General features: G+C 41.3%; 12 protein-coding genes. 5 read left to right on the top strand and 7 right to left on the bottom strand.

Features of this window, described 5'->3' with window-relative positions; all coding sequences use genetic code 11:
• The first annotated feature begins 15 nt into the window (after positions 1-15).
• Positions 16-741 (top strand): pyridoxine 5'-phosphate synthase, encoded by a 726-nt coding sequence (locus ABD930_RS17875; RefSeq protein ID WP_345233772.1) that lies wholly within the window; start codon positions 16-18, stop codon positions 739-741.
• Positions 742-958: 217 nt separating this feature from the next.
• On the opposite strand, the gene ABD930_RS17870 is transcribed toward ABD930_RS17875, so the two are convergent.
• Entirely contained in the window at positions 959-1,378 is a 420-nt protein-coding gene (locus ABD930_RS17870; RefSeq protein WP_345233770.1) for a nucleoside-diphosphate kinase, read from the bottom strand.
• A 120-nt stretch (positions 1,379-1,498) separates the two neighbouring features.
• Between ABD930_RS17870 and ABD930_RS17865 the strand changes: the two genes are divergently transcribed.
• The 4 genes from ABD930_RS17865 to ABD930_RS17850 all read left to right on the top strand — a co-directional run bounded on the left by ABD930_RS17865 (position 1,499) and on the right by ABD930_RS17850 (position 5,451).
• Positions 1,499-2,509 carry a DHH family phosphoesterase gene (locus ABD930_RS17865; protein ID WP_345233768.1) on the top strand — a complete coding sequence of 337 codons (1,011 nt, stop codon included), beginning with the start codon at positions 1,499-1,501 and terminating at the stop codon, positions 2,507-2,509.
• A gap of 48 nt (positions 2,510-2,557) precedes the next feature.
• Positions 2,558-3,520: an FKBP-type peptidyl-prolyl cis-trans isomerase gene (locus ABD930_RS17860; protein ID WP_345233766.1), complete on the top strand. Its 963-nt coding sequence runs from the start codon at positions 2,558-2,560 to the stop codon at positions 3,518-3,520.
• Positions 3,521-3,628: 108 nt separating this feature from the next.
• Positions 3,629-4,393: a TatD family hydrolase gene (locus ABD930_RS17855; protein ID WP_345233764.1), complete on the top strand. Its 765-nt coding sequence runs from the start codon at positions 3,629-3,631 to the stop codon at positions 4,391-4,393.
• 41 nt (positions 4,394-4,434) lie between these two features.
• A complete protein-coding gene (locus tag ABD930_RS17850) occupies positions 4,435-5,451 on the top strand; it encodes an asparaginase (protein ID WP_345233762.1) in 1,017 nt (338 codons plus the stop codon).
• On the opposite strand, the gene ABD930_RS17845 is transcribed toward ABD930_RS17850, so the two are convergent.
• From ABD930_RS17845 to ABD930_RS17820, 6 genes are all read right to left on the bottom strand, one after another.
• Positions 5,448-7,547: a S9 family peptidase gene (locus ABD930_RS17845; RefSeq protein WP_345233759.1), complete on the bottom strand. Its 2,100-nt coding sequence runs from the start codon at positions 7,545-7,547 to the stop codon at positions 5,448-5,450. The two genes, ABD930_RS17850 and ABD930_RS17845, sit on opposite strands and share 4 nt — an antisense overlap.
• Before the next feature lie 346 nt (positions 7,548-7,893).
• A complete protein-coding gene (locus tag ABD930_RS17840; RefSeq protein ID WP_345233757.1) occupies positions 7,894-9,462 on the bottom strand; it encodes a DUF4832 domain-containing protein in 1,569 nt (522 codons plus the stop codon).
• Between the two features lie 39 nt (positions 9,463-9,501).
• A complete protein-coding gene (locus tag ABD930_RS17835) occupies positions 9,502-10,725 on the bottom strand; it encodes a SusE domain-containing protein (protein ID WP_345233755.1) in 1,224 nt (407 codons plus the stop codon).
• 22 nt (positions 10,726-10,747) lie between these two features.
• Positions 10,748-12,394 (bottom strand): RagB/SusD family nutrient uptake outer membrane protein, encoded by a 1,647-nt coding sequence (locus ABD930_RS17830; protein ID WP_345233753.1) that lies wholly within the window; start codon positions 12,392-12,394, stop codon positions 10,748-10,750.
• 10 nt (positions 12,395-12,404) lie between these two features.
• Complete coding sequence (locus ABD930_RS17825; protein ID WP_345233751.1) at positions 12,405-15,428, bottom strand: SusC/RagA family TonB-linked outer membrane protein; 3,024 nt, start codon at positions 15,426-15,428, stop codon at positions 12,405-12,407.
• A 428-nt stretch (positions 15,429-15,856) separates the two neighbouring features.
• Complete coding sequence (locus ABD930_RS17820; RefSeq protein WP_345233749.1) at positions 15,857-19,915, bottom strand: hybrid sensor histidine kinase/response regulator transcription factor; 4,059 nt, start codon at positions 19,913-19,915, stop codon at positions 15,857-15,859.
• Positions 19,916-20,092 lie beyond the last annotated feature (177 nt).

Raw genomic sequence — 20,092 nt, 5'->3', positions numbered from 1 at the left:
TGTTTGTCAACTGAGATGACTAAACTTTCTGTAAATATTAACAAAGTGGCTACACTAAGAAATAGCCGCGGGGGAAATAATCCCGACCTATTACAAGTGGCTTTGGATTGCGAAAAATTTGGAGCTCAGGGAATAACGGTACATCCTCGCCCTGATGAACGTCACATCCGCTACCAAGATGTTTTTGATCTCCAAACGGCGATACATACTGAATTCAATATTGAAGGTAATTGTAGAGAAAAGAAATTTGTAGACCTTGTTTTAGCCAATAAACCCGCACAGGTAACCCTAGTGCCTGACGAACTTGGCCAAATTACTTCTAACCATGGTTGGGACACGATTAAGCACCAGGTTTATTTACAGGATATGACCGCATTGTTTAAAGCGGAAGGAATTCGAGTTTCTATTTTTGTTGATCCTAATCCGAAAATGGTGGAGGCTGCCGCACAAACAGGAACCGATCGTATCGAATTGTACACAGAAGGTTACGCAGCCCATTTTCACCGCGACCCTGCAAACGCGATCAAGCCTTATGTTGAAGCCGCAACAATAGCTAAATCCTTGGGCTTAGGTTTAAATGCTGGGCACGATCTCGATCTGCACAACCTGCATTACTTTTACCAACACATACCCGATTTATTGGAAGTTAGTATTGGTCATGCATTGATTTCAGATGCACTATACTTAGGTCTAGAAGAAACAATCAAACGGTATCGGGCCCAATTAAGGGGAAAGGGATGAGGAAAAAGGTAAAAGGCGTATAGTGTAAGGGATAAGGGTTTAAGGCTATACGGTATAGCGTGATAGGGATAAGCTTTAATTACACGAAGAAAATAGCCCTAATAGTTAATCGTTATTTGTTATTGGGCCTGTCCGACCACGGACGGAATTGATCGAACCACCCACCCATACGCCTTCCTCCTCACACCTTAAACCTTCTTTGCATCTTAAACCCTTCTTAATGCTGTTCTAAAGCGGAGAAGAAAAAGCTCCCTTCGATGGCTGCATTCTCATTGGAATCCGATCCATGAACGGCATTTGCTTCTATAGATTGGGCATACTTATTCCGAATAGTACCTGGTTCTGCTTTAGCAGGATCTGTAGCGCCAATTAACTTCCGAAAGTCCTCCACTGCGTTTTCCTTTTCTAGAATAGCGGCCACAATTGGTCCAGAACTCATGAAATCTACTAAATCTTTATAAAATGGTCGTTCTTTATGTACGGCATAAAACGCACCAGCTGTTTCTTTTGTCAAACGGGTATATTTCAGAGCAACTATGCGAAAACCTGCGGCAAGGATGTCATTTAAAATCGACCCAATGTGTCCATTGCCAACCGCATCAGGTTTAATCATCGTAAACGTTCTATTTGTAGTCATTTCTTATATTTTGTTGCAAAAATACAGTTTTATGGGATAATATTTCTCATTTTAAAATATTGTACCTATATATGCAAGTGCATAAAAATTTTAATAGCTTTGCAATCTTTAAATCGCTGCATGTTAACAATAACCACGCTGAAGGAAATATTAGCCGAACCAAAAACGATCGTTATTACCACGCACTATAAGCCAGATGGCGATGCCTTAGGTTCTTCTTTAGCAATGCTTTTATGGTTAAAAGCACGCGGTCATCAGGTGCAATTGATTGTTCCATCCGATTATCCCTCTTTTTTGCATTGGATGCCACATCAGGAGGAAGCGCTCATCTATACCGATCATCAAGCACAAGCCGACCAATTGATTAAGCAAGCTGATCTGATTTTCTGCTTAGATTTTAACGGTCTAGGCCGCACGCACGATATGCAAGGCATTTTGCGAGAAAGCCAAGCGATCAAAGTGATGCTCGACCATCACTTGGTTCCTGAAGATTTCGATGATTTTAGGCTCTGGGATACAGACGCGGCGGCGACTGCCCTATTGGTATACGACTTTATCGTTAACCTCATGGACGATCGCGCTTCTATCACACCAGAAATCGCTTCCTGCATCTACACAGGCATTATGACCGACACCGGATCCTTTCGATTCCAATCCACAACGGCAGCAGTACATTTAACCGTAGCGGATCTTATCTTACTTGGAGCAAAGAATGCAGAAATTCACGATCTTGTTTATAACAGCTCTTCTGAAAATCGATTACGGTTTCTGGGTTTCTGCTTATTAAACCGTCTACAGGTGCTTCCCCAATTTAACACGGCCTACTTTGCCATAACAAAAGAAGATTTACTCCGTTTTAATATTACTACAGGCGATACGGAAGGTTTAGTAAATTATGCCTTATCAATCAGCGGAATCCGGCTAGCAGCACTGATTATCGATAGAACAAATCAAATCAAACTTTCTTTGCGCTCAACCGGAACATTTCCGGTAAATGAGGTTTGCGCTACTTATTTTAATGGCGGAGGGCACCGAAATGCTGCTGGAGGACACGATGATTTACCTTTAGCACAAGTGGTTGATAAATTCAAATCCATTTTGCCCAGTTATCAAGAACAGTTAACACTATAAAAGAACGTATAATCGTATAAAAGAAAAATTTAACAAGTAAAGAGAAAAATGAAAAAAACATCCCTTATTTTAGGCTTGGCGGCTTTAACAGGATTAGGAGCAACGTCATGCCAAAATTTCAAAGACGGCGAAGGAGGCATGAAATACAAAATTGTAAAAGACGAAGGAAAACCCAAGATCAAAGAAGGGGATTTCGTCTCTTTAGGTGCCGTTATTACAACAGAAAATGATTCGGTTTTAAATAGTAGTTATGAAATGGAACAACCATTTTATTTGGCCGCACAAAAATCGATGTATAAAGGCGATATTTTTAGTGCCTTATCCATGCTTGGCGAAGGCGATAGCGCTATATTTCAATTGAATATCGATACTATGGTCGCAAAATCAGGCCAACCCAAACCTCCATTTGGTGGACATTACATTAACCATACGTTTAAAATCAATAAGGTTATCCCTAAAGGAACACTTACCGATAGTGTATTCAATGCCGAAGTGGAAAAATACATTACCCAGGATCGCGAAAAAGCTAAAAATGCGGAAGGGGGAAAAATTGAAAATTACATTAAAAAGAACAACCTAGATGTACAAACAACTAGCTCTGGCTTAAAATATAAAATTGAAAAAGAAGGAAGCGGACAAAAGCCGCATGCTGGAGATACGGTTGTTGTGCACTACACCGGTCGTTTCTTAGGCGGGAAAATATTTGATAGTAGTGTAAAGGAAGATGCGAAAAAAGGAAACGTTTATAATCAAATGCGCGAACCTTATGATCCAATCCGTATCCCTATCGGTGTTGGGGCCGTTGTTCCTGGCTGGGATGAAGGAATCCAACTCTTATCAAAAGGTTCAAAAGCAACCTTCATCTTACCTTCTAAACTCGGCTATGGCGAACAAGGAAGCATGGGTATTCAGCCCTATACCCCACTCGCATTCGATATAGAACTAATTGATATTGTAGCTCCAAAGGCTGCTCCAGCAGCAGCGGATACTAACGCTACGGCGAAAAAGTAAAAGAAAAAGTAAAAAGCGTGCGCGCGCGAAGGTCGGTAAGATCTTTCGCGCGTACTTATTTACATTTACGTAACGATATTCTGGTATATTTTCTATAGGTTTGTTTACATGCTACTTACCGATACGCATACCCATATTTATTATCATGATGGTGCAGCTTTAGCAGAACAGATCCAACGTTGCCTTGCCAATCAGATTTCCCGTTTATTTCTTCCTAATGTAGATCGCGATTCTGTAGAGAAGGTATTTAATACCGTAAAATCCTATCCCCAACACTGCTTTCCTATGCTCGGCTTACACCCTTGCAGTGTAAAGGCTAATTTTAAGGAAGAACTGGCCGCTATAGAAGCCGCATTAGATCAACAAAAAATATACGCTATAGGAGAAATCGGTTTAGACCTTTATTGGGATAAAACGACTTTAAAAGAACAACAAGAGGCTTTTCGCATCCAAGTGGCCTGGGCTAAGGCACGCAATCTTCCTATCGTTATTCATTGTAGGGAAGCCTTTGACGAACTCTTTGCTTTATTGGAAGCATTAGCCGACGATAAGCTCTTTGGTATTTTCCATTGCTTTACCGGTACTTTGGAACAAGCTAAAAGGGCTATAAATCTTGGTTTTTTCCTTGGCATTGGCGGTGTCGTTACGTTCAAAAATGCAGGATTGGATACCGTGGTCAAACAGATCGATTTATCCCATATCGTGTTAGAAACTGACGCTCCCTATTTAGCTCCGGCACCTTTCCGGGGAAAGCCCAATGAGAGTAGTTATTTGATCCATATCGCACAAAAAGTTGCTGACCTTCACCAAAAATCTATAGAAGAAGTTGCGAACATTACAACGCGTAATGCTGAAATTGTCTTCGGAATTTAATACCTTTATGTTTGCCTTGACCTTTTATTGCTGTATTATACATGAATAATGTACTTATTTTATATACGGGGGGTACTATTGGAATGGTTACCGATGAGACATCGGGAAGTTTTGTTCCATTTGATTTTGATCTTATCCGTAAAAACGTACCGGAACTTAGCCGTTTGAATTACCATCTATCGATTCACTCATTTGATCCGATTATCGATTCATCCAACATGCAACCGGCAATCTGGATTCAAATGGCCGAATTAATTAAAGATAATTATGAGCAATATGACGGCTTCGTTATCTTACATGGGTCGGATACAATGGCCTTTTCGGCTTCAGCTTTAAGCTTTATGCTTGAAGGTTTGCAAAAACCGGTTATTTTCTCTGGCTCTCAACTCCCTATTGGCGCAATACGTACTGACGCACGCGAAAATTTAATTACAGCACTTGAAATTGCCTCTGCTAAAAAGAATGGCCGCGCTCGCGTGCAAGAAGTATGCATCTATTTCGATAGCAAATTGTTCAGGGGCAATCGCTCTTTTAAGTATAACTCCGCCAAATTTGAGGCTTTCCGTTCTCCAAATTATCCGGTCCTTGCCGAAGCGGGCGTACACCTCAAATACAACCGTCCCGCTTTAATGAACAATAGCGGAAAAGAGTTTGTATTGCATACAAAGATCGATAATTCTATTTCCGTCCTCAAATTATATCCCGGGATAAGCAAAGAAGTCGTAAAAGCGGTACTGGAATCTAATGCCCGTTCTGTTATCATGGAGACGTTCGGCTCAGGGAATACAACTACCGCATCCTGGTTTCTCGATATGCTACGTCAAGCGATTAAAAATGGCAAAAATATAGTCAATATTTCGCAATGCAAGGTTGGGTCCGTAGAACTCGGCCGTTATGAAACCAGCCATTGGTTAAAAGACATGGGAGTCCTCAGTGGCTTTGACATGACCTTTGAAGCCGCAGTAACGAAGCTTATGTACCTTCAAGGCGAATTTGAAAGCCAAAGCGAAGTGGCTCGATGGGTAGAAGTTAATATTAGAGGGGAACTCACGGATTAGTTGAAAATCCCCTCCAAAGTGAGCAAAAAAGCATAATTAAGCGCAACATCTTTTAAATAATCAAATCGGCCGGATGCACCGCCATGCCCGTAATCCATTTCTGTTTTTAATAATAAAACCTGAGGGCCTGTTTTTATAGCGCGGAGCTTGGCTACCCATTTTGCGGGTTCAAAATACTGCACCTGACTGTCGTGCAAGCCTGTGGTTACTAATAAATGGGGATAATCTTTCGCCTCAATATTCTCGTAAGGGGCATAACTTTTCATATACCAATACGCTTCCGGTTCATTTGGGTTACCCCATTCGTCATATTCATTGGTTGTAAGCGGAATATTTTCATCTAACATGGTATTGACCACATCAACGAAAGGTACCTGTGCAATCAGGCCATTCCATAGCTCTGGAGCCTCATTCATAACCACACCGATTAATAAGCCACCGGCGCTACCACCTTGTGCATATAAATGTTCACGGGATGTATATCCCTGCGCGATGAGGTGCCGCGCACAGGCAATAAAATCTAAAAACGTATTTTTCTTCTTCATTAACTTCCCATCTTCATACCATTGCCTACCCATTTCCTGGCCACCTCGGATATGGGCAATAGCGAAGATGAAACCCCTCTCAAGCAAACTTAGTCGTGTACTGCTAAAGCTAGGATCCATGGAAGCCCCGTACGAACCATAACCATAAAGCAATAAAGGAGCATTACTATCCCTCGGCACGGCCTTTTGGTAAACTAAAGAAATCGGAATTTTAACACCATCATCCGCCGTTGCATATATCCGTTCGGATATATAGGCTGTCGGATCATATCCTCCTAAAACTTCTTGTTGTTTCTTTAATACCTTTTCCCTTGTCGACATACGGTAATCATAAACCGAAGAAGGTGTTGTCAAGGAAGTATAGTTATAGCGCAATACGTCTGTGTGATATTCCATATTTGCTCCCGTAGTTGCCGTATATGCAGCCTCCCCAAAGTCAAGGTAATAATTTTCTCCACTGCCTAAATGGCGAATTTGGAATTGGGCAAGTCCATTCCTCCGTTCAGTAACAACCAAGAAATCCTTAAACTCATCCACGCCCTCCAAAAGTACGTCTTCCCTGTGACCGATTACTTCTTTCCAATGCGCTATATTCGTCCTATCTAAGGGACATTCCATTAATTTAAAATTCAGTGCATCTTTATTAGTCAAGATCAAAAAGCGATCTTCTAAGGCAGTTACTTCATATAATACATCCTTCATTCGCTTCTGGAAGCATTTAAAGGCACTTTCTGGTTGGTCCGCTAATATAAAATAGGTTTCCGAACTTGTCGTTGCACTAGAATTAATATAAATGAACCTACCCGATTTCGCCCGCTCTACACCAATATAATTGCTTTTATCCTGTTCTTCATACACAACCTCATCGGTTTTACTATCTTTTCCCAAACGGTGTTTTAAGATTTTCTCTGTGAGTAAGGTTTCTGGATTTTTTGCGGTATAGAAAAACGTTTCATTATCATTTGCCCAAGCAACATCCCCTGTTGTTCCGGAAATGGACTCTGGATAAAATTCGCCTGTTCTGATATTTTTAATGTACAAAGTATACTCCCTTCGGGATAATGTATCGACACCGAAGACCATTAAATGTGTATCTGGACTTACATCAAATCCCACCACACTAAAATAGGGATGTCCTTCAGCCATTTGATCAACATCCAATAGCACCTCTTCTGGCGCTTCTAACGTTCCCTTTTTTCTACAGTATTTAAAATACTGTTTACCTTCCTCGGTTTTAATATAATAATAGTATCCATTTTTAAGATAAGGAACGGATTCATCTTGTTCTTTAATTCGCGCCTTAAGCTCGTGAAACAATTGATCTTGAAAGTCCTTCGTTCCAGCCATCATGCCATCCACATAGGCATTTTCTGCTTTTAAGTATTCGATCACCTCATCCCTATTTGGGCCATTTTTAAAATAGTCGTTCAACCAATAATAATCATCTACCACGCGATCCTCATGAAGCACGCGCTCTCGGGGCCTGCGAATAGCAAGAGGAGCTTCGATAGCAGGCCATTGGTAAGGTAGCTGAGATTGTTTTTGTTTCATATCTGTACATCCGCTTTGGTTTGACCAATATAATGAATTCAACGGAAAGAAACAGTAGCACCCCTTTTTCCGTTCAACGATTGTACCCGACGCCCGTAAACGTTTGCCATAGTAGATTGTGCAACAACGCGGGATAAAAAGCACTTAAGAGGATTAACATTGTCGGAATACATACATTCATTTTCATCATTATGGGATGTTAAGAATTTTACGCCCGCGACTGCTGTTTAAATAGGCTATTGTCTACTGATCGGTAGACAATAGCCATCAAATGATGCTTATTTGACTATATTAATTCATTTGACCCTGGACCCATCTTTATCAGCATACGTGAACTATCATCTTTTTATTGCACGTGCACATCCAAAAGCTTCATCCACCCATCGTTAGTAATCGTCTCATTTACCGCGAGCGTAATCCCCGGTTGGTTGTCCTTTGAAGTATCAACGATAGCTATCGCCCAGGAATAGGTTCCTGCGGGTACGTCTACTGTTGTTTTGAAATCATAGGTAACCGGTTTATCTTTCAACCAATTAGACGGTTCGCTATCTTTATCCACCAAAACTTTTTTTACCTCGCCTGCGGCATCGAGCAAGGCAAAAGCAACTTTATATTTATAATTCCATTGCGGAATATTATTTGGAAGGTATCCCCAGCCCATATTACGCCAACGACTGGATAAGGTAACTTCGGTGCCCCTTTTTATCTCCTCGGGTAAATAAATTTGATCAGGATATAAGCGATAGCCCCCTTCAGAAACAAAACGTTGAACCAGTGGAAAGCTATTTTCAAACCAGGAGAGCGTCTCTGATCCTGCACGGAAGTCCATCATATTCACGTGTGCCTCGGCAGATGCATCAAATTCTCCTTGTCGTACATCCTCTGGATGCCCCTCTCTATACTTGCCACCTGAGTCGAGCCAATAACGGTGCGAACTGATAATCCATCCTCCCTCCATAACAATGGGACGTTTAAAATTCCAGGTTTTAGCAAACTCCTTCTCCCAAGCTTGGTAATAATCTGTCATACCAAAAGCATCCTGGCGAAGGCTATACCCTTTATTAATGGCTAATTCCAATAAGTGAGCACTATTGGGATTAACAGCACCATCACTGGCGGGATCGCCAATCACCCGATGATACGTCATAAGTAAAGGAACCTTGGTGAAATATTGCGTATATACATCGGTAATCCAATTCATTACCTCTTCTTTCAGCTTTTCAGTATTAGCGCCAGTCGACGTATTGGGATCTTCATAAATGACGCCATGTCCTTCTCCCCATTTTCCGAGACCATACCCGTCAATAAAGGCGGTACGATCGGGATCGTTAAAATCTTCAGCCAAGGCCTGAATAAACTTGACATAATACTTTTGAAAAACAGGATCTTGTGGATAGGGAGACAAGCGATCCGGAAATTTGCTATCTACCATATAATATTTGGCTCCTGCATCAAAGACAAACTGTGGAGTATTCAACCCCTGATCCTGTCCGTCTACCACAAAGCGGAAAGCAATGGGCAACCCTCTTTCCTCAGCGCCCTTGATAAGTTTACCAATCTGTGAATTGGGATCGCGCCAGCTATAAACGCCCTCCCTAGGATTCATAGAAGCCCAACTGGTACGGATGTAACAAGCCGAGGCATAGTCTATTGCTTTTACCTTTTTACCCAAGTTTGACACATAAAACTCTGTATCCCAATAGGCTGCATCAGCAGTACGCGCGGCATACATCACCCAACCGTTCATTGGATTTCGAAATACCGAATTGCGATTATAGTTGGGTTTGAACAAGGTATTGTTACCATGATCGCTTATGTCTTTATCGATGTCGCTAGATGAACAAGCAAATGATTGCAGGCAAGCCAGCATCATACAAGCCAGTTTGACGAGTGTTTTATAATTCAATTTTTTCATGTTTATGCTGTAAAAATATTTTGTAAAATCTCCGTTTCTTTACCGCTTTTCGGCCGTTATCTTCATATTCCGTAAATCGAGTATTACGATATTTGCTCCTGCTGGAATGGTATAGTATGAGTTGCGTTGTGCGGAGGTAAAACCGCCCGACAAGTCTGCTTCCTTACCCAAAACCAGGGTCTGTTCTTGCTGTGCGCCCGTGCTGGTGAGCGGACAACTAAAGGCGTATGCCAGATTTTTGTCGTTGTCGTTTCCGCCATACACGATGAATTTAGTTTTGCCAGTTAGACCTCCTGTATATACTAATATTTGCGGGTCCGCCAAACTCACGGTCGCATTACATTTTATGGGTGTCCCCCAATTGTTAATCGCACCATGCATCCACAATTCGGTCACCGCGGTCGTTGTTTGGCCCCCGGCCGAGTTATTCCAAACAACGGTTTTGGGCTCAAGCGCTTTTTCGGGTGAATAGATGGAAGCCGTTTTGTTTTTCATATTAACCACCACGCGATACTGACCTGGCTCCTCAATCTTCCAGGATGCGGGGGCATCCCGCATGGTAACGGGTACAGCCTCTCCGTCTTTCAACGTTCCATCTCCATCTGTTGGACAGATATAGTTGGTCTCTCCATTAAAGTCGACTGGAATTTGTAATTCTCCCACTTGTAAATCCAGTAAATAAGCATACTGATCCAAATTTTCCAAGGTTTGGCTCATTTCAACTTGACTCATGCCTGGTACAGCAGATCCTCCTAAAAACACCTTATCAGCATCAAAAATCACGGTTTTAATGGGTTGCACGTTAACGGTAACCGTGCGAACTTCGGGTGCCTCAAAGGTAGGCCCACCTTGCCATTCAGCGACAACGCGAAACTGTAGGGTAAAGGGCTTATTGGCTGAAAGTCCCCATTTCTCGTTTGCCCAGTTTTGTAGCTGTTCTGAGGTGAAACTCTTACTAAACACCCCATCATCTTCATAAGATAAGATGGCTGTAGACGTACCGAAATTGTTGCCCAATAGATCCAGTTTTGTTGAATATAAAACAACATGATCGTCTGATACTGTTCTGGCGGGTGTCCAATTGAAAGTAATAATGTCGTCCGTCAAATGACTTTCATCTAAAGCAATCGCTGCAGCAGATGCCTGGATCTCTAAATGCTCTTCCACCTTATCGATGTCCATAACTCCTTTATTACAAGAAGATAAGTAAAGTACAACCAACCACAACGGTAATACTTTATATAAATAATTTCTTTTTTTCATCGTATAAATTCGTTTTCAATGATTAATACCCTGTATTTTGAGGGAATTCGGCATCTCGGTTTGCATCAATAATACCTTGTGGAATTGGCCATAGGGCATGATATTCTTGTACCTTATTTTTTAAGGCGCTGTTATATTTTTTTACCCGATCAACATATTTATGGGTACGTACCAACGTAAAACGCCGACTTTCTTCGCCCACCAACTCCCGGATGCGCTCATCTAGCAAGAAATCCATATTCATCTGGCTAGCATCGATGGTGGAAGCACCGGCTCGCTTACGGACTTCATTCACCGCATCAGCAGCTTTTGTAGGGTCGTTCATATCCAAATAGGCCTCGGCAAGCAACAAATAGGTTTCGGCCAACCGAAATTTCATGCGGTCTCTATAACTACCCGTAAGGCTCAGGTTCTCTGCACGGCCGTAAAAGAATTTCGTTAATGCAGGAAATAGCGTTTTGGTAGAAAACCATGTTTGCTCCGTTATGTTCGACTTTTTTCCATACAAAGAAGCGTCGGATACATTGTTATAATACCAATTACGCTTGATGTTATAGTTAGAGTTACGCATATCGCCATCGTCGAAAATACCGGCTATATCACCTGTCGCATTGGTACCTTTTGTACCCATCCACCATTTCATCGGTACAATCTGCGCTAAGCCACGGCCACCCAAGGTATCAGCCAAAACAAAACCCGATATATTGTAGTATTGCGGGCTCCAGGCACGACGTGTCCAATCGTCCGAATTCGTACCTCCGCCGATGGCGTTGAACTCAAATTGCAGTACCCAAATACTTTCTTTATTCCCGTTATTCAACCGATTTTGGTTATTCTCAATGAACAGGTCGCTATAGACATCGCCAGACTTATCCTTATTCTCACCAAAACGTGTTTTCATGAGCTGGTAATAACCACTGTTAATAACGGCTAATGCAGCTTGCGCTGCAGGCTCTGGTTGATCATCCAAAAGATACATTTCACTAAGCAAATGATACGCTGCCCATTTGGTCAATTTCCCATCTTTCACTTGATCAGGGTTCTCGGGTAAATTTTCGGCTGCAAATGTTAAGTCGTCTATAATATGGTCTAAAACCTCTGCTTTAGGTGTACGCGTGAAATCGAGTTGAAAATCATAGAGAATTGTTTCGACGTAGGGTACATCTCCGTATAAATAAACCAGCGTACGATAGGCATATGCGCGGAAAAATCGGGCTTCAGCCTGAAAACGAGCCTTGTCTTGTTCAGTGTCCCAATTGGTGTTTTTATCCGCATACACCAATATCTCATTGGCGGAGGCGATCAGGCTATAGGCCCAATTCCAATACGATCCCACAAATTGTTCTTCTGGTGTCATGGTCAAATTAGCAAATGCCGTTAGAGACGCGTCACTATTAAATACGTCGACGATATCTGTTGCCGCTTGCAACGCTTCGTAGGGACAGGCATTATTATGCAAAAAGGCACTTGACTCACCAAAGGTATTGTATTCCGATCGCGTGAGTGCATAAAGACCCGCGGAGCCTACCTCAAATCCATAGGTACTGGTGAGCGTATTAGTAGGCGACAATTCCGATTTTAAATCTTCTTCTAAAAAATCTTTACATCCGCTTGCGGAAATGCTAATCAAAACCGCTACGCCTATTTTTATGATATTGTTGATATTCATTGTATGCTATTTAGAAAGTTAAATTCAAACCAAACATGTAAGACCGAGCGGTCGGATAAGAAGCCATCCACGTATTATCATAATTGAGTACTTGTCTAATATTAGAGAAGGTATAGGCATTATTAACACTGACGTTCATGTCGATAGCACTTAAACCCAATTTACGCACTACTTTTTGTGCTATCCGATAACCGAAAGTCACGTTTTTAAGTTGTACATAGGAAACTTCTTTATAGTAACCATGACCAAAGGTGTTGATGTAACCGGGTGAAACAATCTCGGCATTGGGGTTTTCGGGTGTCCAATAGTTCGCACCATGCACGTAGTTGGTAATGCCGAAGGTCCATGCACCAATATTGGCCATGTTGTCATCACGCCATACACCAAATACGCCATTGAATAAACAAGAAAAATAGAAATCCTTATACGAAATGCTGTTTCCTATGGAAGCGGTGAAGTTTGGCTTTTGAGAGCCGATGATCTTCTTGTCATTGGCATCGATGTAACCATTGCCATCTACATCCTCCAGCTTTGCTGAACCTGGTGTAGCACCAGTTTGAATTGCACGTGCATTTCCATCTGCATCGGTGTAATTAAAATCTTCGCCCTCTTGCCAAATTCCAACCATGTTATAGTCGTAATACACCCGCAACGGCTGCCCAATAAACCACTTATTCGCCACGTCGTCAACATGGTCTCCTCTTAATTCGACAATCTTATCCCGATTTAAGAAAAAGTTCAAATTGGAGCTCCAACGAAAGTTTTGGTGATCGATATTAACAGTGTTTAAGCCGATCTCGATTCCCTTGTTGCGCGTTTGACCAACATTATCCCAGATTTTACTATAACCGTTCATAATCGGCACTGTCCGTGTCATGAGCAAATCTTTGGTGTTAGACAGGTACATGTCAATCGTGCCACCTAAACGGTTATGGAAAAATTGAAAGTCCAATCCGAGGTTGGTTGTGTAGGTCGTTTCCCATTTCAGATTCGGATTACCGATGCCGTCACTTGCTAAGTAAGCGGTATTGACAGCGGTACCGTTATCACCCCAAATGTACTTCACCTTAGAGTAGAGCCGATCCAACGTCCGGTAAGGGGTAATCGCCTGATTACCATTAGCACCATAAGAAAGTCTTAGTTTCAGCATATCCATCCAATCCACCTGTTTGATAAAGTCTTCTTCAGCGATATTCCAGGCCACGGCCACTGAAGGGAAAAAGGCGTATTTATTGTTTATGCCAAAGACGGAGGCTCCATCAGAACGACCCGTGAACGTTGCCATATACTTTCCTTTATAGGAGTAGTTTAGTCGAAACATATACGATAACATGGCCGTTTCCGATAGCGATGAGGTATTAGTTTGATTACGTTCCGCTGTACCGATCATGTGGTAACTTACATCATCTGTCACAAAGCCTTGGCCACTCATGGATGAGCTTTCATCCTTCGTTTGCTGCATACTAAATAAGCCGGTGGCATCGAAGCGATGATCGCCAATCTCCCGTTCGTAACGCAGCACGTTTTCCCAAGTATAGTCGGTATAGTGGCCATTGCTTATACTTGCTGATCCGCCTATCAGTCCGGGGGCCTCACGTCCCTCATAGGTATCCCGCCCATAATAGGTTCCGGTGAAGGAACTGCGATAGTTATAACCATAGTTAGATCTAAACGACAAACCTTTAACTGGAAGCTGAATATTCGCATAAGCGCTCAGGAAAAAATTGCGTGTGGGGTTATCCTGATCAGCATTGACATTGAGCATAGGATTGGTAATTAAAGAATACTCCATGGGTTCGGTAACGTAATTCCCTAATTCGTCTTTATATTGACCGTATGGGCTTTGCTTAATGGCGTGTTCTATATTAGGGGTTATGCCCCCATTCTCTTTTTGTACGAACTGTGTACCAACACCCATGGTCAACCATTTATTGAAGGTTTGATCGATATTTGCCGAGATGTTTGTCCGCGTTAGGTTGGAGTTGTAAACCACACCATCCTGATTGAGATAGGACACCGATGCCATATACTTTGTTTTTTCGGTGCCCCCCGAAAAGCCCAGTTGATGATCGGTTGTCAAACCCGTTTGGAAGATGTAATCTTGCCAATCGTTGGTGATGCCATTTTGATAATTTTGCTTTTCCGTCTGACTAATAATATTCCCCGCGATGGGATCAAGTTGATCACCGGTATAGTTTTCTTTTAGACGACCAATATCCTGCTGGAAGCGTATGTATTCATTGGGGCCCATCACTTGTATTCGCTGCATGGGTTCGGATAAGCCAACTTGTCCTTTGTAGGTTACTTGTGGTTTTCCAATCACCCCCCTTTTGCTTTGGATCAAAATAACCCCATTCGAACCGCGCGATCCATAGATGGCTACAGCCGAGGCATCTTTCAAAATGGAAAGACTTTCGATGTTATTGGGATCCAGATCAGCAAGCGATCCTCTGTATGGAATTCCGTCTAACACAATAAGGGGATCGTTGCTTGCGGATAAAGAATTTTCTCCACGGATAAGAAGCGTTTGGTTTTGTCCGGGGGCAGCATTAGCCGTGGTGATACTAAATCCCGCAACTTGTCCCACCAAACGATCCATCAAGTTATTGGTGGAAACCATTTCCAATTGCTCCTTTCCAACAACGGCGAGTCCACCGGTCAAATCCTTTTTCTTCATGGTACCATATCCTACCACCACAACTTCGTCTAGTAGCCCATCACTGGCCATCGTTATATTCATCACCCCTGAAGGATTTACTTTAATCTCTTGACTCGCGTAGCCTACATAGGTAAAAATTAGGGTTGCAGACGCTGGAGCTTGTAATAGGTAGTTGCCTTGCGCATCAGTTGCCGTTCCGCTATTGCCCTCTTTTATACGAACGGAAACCCCTGCCAGGGCATCGCCTTTTTCATCAATAATTTTTCCTGTAATTTTAATAAGCTGTTGCTGCGAATAGCTACACGTTGTGGCCAGCAAGAGCAAAGCAACAACCATGACGTAGCCTTTCCACTTGCTGTAAATTTCTTTTGTCATGTAAATTTAGATTTTGATTAGGGTTAAAAAAATAGTTAATCTTAAATCTTCATATGCATATAGATTAGTGAAGATCGTTTTGTGTTCATTGGATAGTTTTACGTATAGGCAATTTGGTTAACGGTTAAACTTTTTAATATATGTCTCCTGTTTTTAGGTAAGAATTTTGGTAGCGTTATTGGTTTGCAAAAGTAAGCGACTACGCTTATGAGAAGGTATTGGTTTGTACAGAAATGGTTCTATTTTGTACAGACCGCTTATTTACAGGACATATTAGCAGGAATTTCGCTTTTACCCTTTTTTTATTCGTGCATGCTTGTTTTTGAAGGAGCTCAAACTAATTGTGGTTTCATCATCCATTTACTTAATTCAAAGGAGCTCAAGCTTTTCCATTTCACAGGAAGACCCGTAAAAAGAAACCAAGCCCTTTAAGCTTTCTTTCTAAATTCGGTAGGCGTTAACCCAAATTGCTTTTTGAAGCAGATACTGAAATATTTGGGGTTGTTAAATCCGATGGAATAGGAAATTTCAGACACGGTTAAATCCGATTGTTCTAACAATTGGGCTCCACGTTTAAGCCGGATATCTAGGATAAACTCCTTTATTGACATCCCGAGAATATCATTTATTTTTTGATATAAAAGGGTGCGCCCAATTCCCATATCAGATACAAATGATTCGACATTATAATCGATATTACCTATGTTTTCCTCGATATGTTCCATCGCCCTTTGCAGTAAATTTTCGTCAGTAGAAGAAATGGTAATCTTTGAAGGTTCGGCGATATATTTTTTGCTGTACGACGCTTTCAGCTCATTTTGATTTTTGATTAGGTTATCTACCTGTTTAAGTAAATAATCCATATCAAAAGGTTTATCTATAAATACATTGGCGCCACTTTCCAATGCCTTAATTTTATTCTCTGTATTCTTGCCTAGCGCAGATAGTACAACGATTGGGATATGACTCGTTTTGATATTTGAACGCAATTTCCGACAAACATCAAAACCATCTGCCTCTGGCATCATTAAATCGGTTATCACCATTTGCGGGAATATTTTTTCGGTTTTAGTAATACCCTCATTACCATTGACGCTCGTATATACATTATAATATTCGGATAAGCGCTGCTCCATATAAGCTCTCAAGCTCGGATCGTCTTCAATGACAACAATGCTATAGGTTTTACGTCGTTGTTTGTCGCGCAAGTTTATTTCTTCCGATTCGGCCAGCATATTGCTTATTTCGGAAATCGTATAGTCATATGATCCTCCTTTGTTATCTGTTTTTACAGCATCTAACGTAAAGGGCAATACCACGGTAAAAGTAACCCTCGAATTGCCGGAGTGTAAAGTGACCTTTCCTTCCAAGTAACTCACGAGTTCTTTAACAATAGCCAACCCTAAGCCTGTACTGTTTTCAAAAGTAAGTTTATCCGATGTTAAACGATTAAAAGATTCGAATATCACCTCTTTCTTATCGTCTGGAATCTCTACTCCGGTATTCGTTACCGCAACGGATAAATAGGTGCCATCCGTCTTGGTTGACAACCCAAGGGTAGCAAGCTCTTCTTGGCTGGTTTTGTTAATTCTCACTCCTACAAATCCGCTTTCGATCGTGTATTTTATGGCATTGGAGAACAGGTTGGTAAAAATCTTTTCAATTACATCGTGATCAAATTTAGTATAAAAGCTTTCTATCTCTGTATGTACCACCGTTTCGATTCCCTTTTTGTTGGCATAGAGGTCAAATAACGAGAAGATATCCCCAATGTATTGAATGAGATCGCCAGGTTGTTGATTCACCGTGATTTTTTGACTTTCTATCTCTCTGAACTGAAGGAGCTGGCTGATCATACGTTGAATTCGATTTACGCTCTTTTCTATCAGGTGCACATAGGTTAAGGCACTCGACGACTGGTTCTCAGGTAAAATTTCTTTTAGTTGTTTCAAGGGATCGACAACTAACGTGAGCGGCGTTTTTAAATCATGCGAAATATTGGTAAAAAAATTAATCCGCGCTTGCGTAAGCTCTTTCATGTTCTGCTCTTTGAGCTGTTCCATTTCGAGCCTATGCTTGAATATTTTTTTATTGGTGAAGTATCTCCATATAAAGTACACCATAAATAGACATGCGACAGAATAGAAAATATATGCCCAGATAGACAAAAATGGAGATGGTTTTATTTCGAAACATAAGCTTGAAATATCGTCTCCCCACAAACCGTCGTTATTTGCTGCTTTTATTTCGAATATATGTTTTCCTGCAGGCAAATTGAAGAACTGCACCGATTTCTGCCCTAGCGGTAAAGGGTACCATTTATCCGAAAGGCCAAGCATTCTGTAGGCATATTGATTCTTTTCCGCTTGTAGATAACTTGTTGTCGAAACCCGTATTTCTATGTTAGACTGGTTATGAGCAAGTACTATCTTGTTTTTATTGTTTTCCGAGTAAGACCAAGTAGATATATCTTGTTTCAATGGCGAGTTTTTGTCTCCCGGAACGATCTTTTTATTATTAATCAATAAATCCGTAAAGAAGACCTTGGGTTTTTGATTGTTCTGCTTTATTTTACTGGGAGTGAACATAATGAATCCATTCGTTCCACCAAATAGCATTTCACCTTTTGAAGTTTTAAAGCAGGATCGTACATAAAATGTTCCGCAAAGCTTTGAAATATCTAACGGAAATTTACGAATTTGTTTATGCTCATGGTCGTAATAGTATAATCCATCATTGGTGCTAAACCAGATATCTTTCGAGTTAGTATCTTCTAATATACCGAAAACCGTTTTTCCCAATAACCCTTCTTTTTCACCAAAATTAGTATAACGCCCATCTTTGCTCAATCGGTTAACGCCACCACCACGCGTTCCGAACCATATATCCGAATCGGATGTCTTATAATAAGAACACAGGTTGTTTACTGCATATGGTGCATTTGCTAAGTAATAATGCTTTATGATTTGCTTGGTCCGTACATTCGCGATGTATAAACCTGTCCGTGTGATGAGCCATAGGCTATCCCCTTTACCACGAAAAAGTGTTTCGATATGCATCTTAACTGCCTTTCCTGTAGAATCAATCAAGGTAACCATTTCAATTGTGCCTCTTTTCTTATCCTTATACATCAATTCAATATCCGGATTGGTCATCCAAATACCAGAATCGCTTTCCAAGGCAAAATCATAGACACTCATTTGTTGTGTTGTGGCGGGATAATACATTTGTAGATCAATAAAACGCCGCTGCTTTTTGTCGAACTGCTCCATTCCGCCATTGAAGGTTGCTATTTGCAATGGCCCATATTCCTTTTCTCGGTGCAGCATTTTAATCATGTTAGACGTTATCCCCGTTTCATTTTCCTGCGTATAATAAGAGAAATGATCGGTTTTCCTGTCCCAATAATTCAAACCACCGCCTTCAGTCCCTATCCATAAGTTACCCTCATCATCTTCATCGAAGCAGCTGATAATGGGGTGGTTCAACCCCCCCAAAGTAGGTTTGAAATAATTTACATCATTGTCGAAAAAAGTCATGTAAGCCAATTTCCCCCCATAGGTGCCTATCCATACGCCTCCGTCAGGGTCAGGATAGATAGACCAAACCGAGTTATTTGGCAGCGAGTACGCATAATGGAGATTGGAACGAAGTAAATGGATTTCTTTTGTAAGTGGATCTATGAGAAAGAGTCCGGATTGAGTAGCAACCCATATGATGTTTGAAGAGTCTATATAGAGGCCTTTAGTACTGGTGGATTTTCCACTGCCGGAAGCGAGGGGATAATGTTTTACTATTTTCCCATTATGATCACATTCATATAGCCCATTGAGTTGTGTGAGAATATAGGTCGACCCATTATGTGCTACCACATCTCTTATGACAAAAGAGGAATTTCCCAAATCAGCAAATAAATGGTACTGTTTAGTTGCTTTCGTTAATGTGTAAAGTTTTCCTTCAGATGCAATATAGATTTCTTTTTTAGTACTTATTAAGGCAGCAATCGAAACATTTGGTACTAACGGATAGTCTGTGATAGCAGACAAATGGCCTGGTTGAAATGATTCGACCTTATTATTCCTTATCATCCAAATCGAACCATCTTCTCCAGAGACAACTGTTCCTATATTTCCTTTCAATATCAGGTCAAATGTTTGTGTTTGATAATTGAAGCGTAAAAGACCGTGGTTCGTGGCGACATACAGTTTTTTAGATTTATCGGTGATCACTTGTCCGTATGTCCAGTATGCGCTGGGCAAATGGCTTGTAATGAGGTCATTCATCTGTATAAATGAATCTCCATTGTACATAAACAATGCATCGTATCCGCTAAACCAGATTCTGCCTATACTATCTTTAGCGATGCTGTGTATACCACCATAATAGGAAGTCTCGGGCATGGTGTGAAAGCGGTAATCGGATATATTGAACGCAGCGCTTGGCCAAGGGAGGAAGGTGAAGAGTAAAAGGATAAATATAAATCTCATGAACGGAATATTAAGGCCTATTTTTGCGAATCCAGCGAATACGCAACGCAAATATATAATACCCCTCCGTCAATTTATAATCGTTATTGATGTTCAAAATGACAAAAGCTTAACCACAAGATACCAATAGCATAATAGCGCAAGGAAATGCTCCTTACGCTAACGGTAACAGCCTTT

Origin of the sequence: Olivibacter ginsenosidimutans (genome assembly GCF_039542865.1) — a bacterium.
GTDB lineage: Bacteria > Bacteroidota > Bacteroidia > Sphingobacteriales > Sphingobacteriaceae > Olivibacter > Olivibacter ginsenosidimutans.
This window is presented reverse-complemented; position numbering and strand designations above follow the sequence as displayed.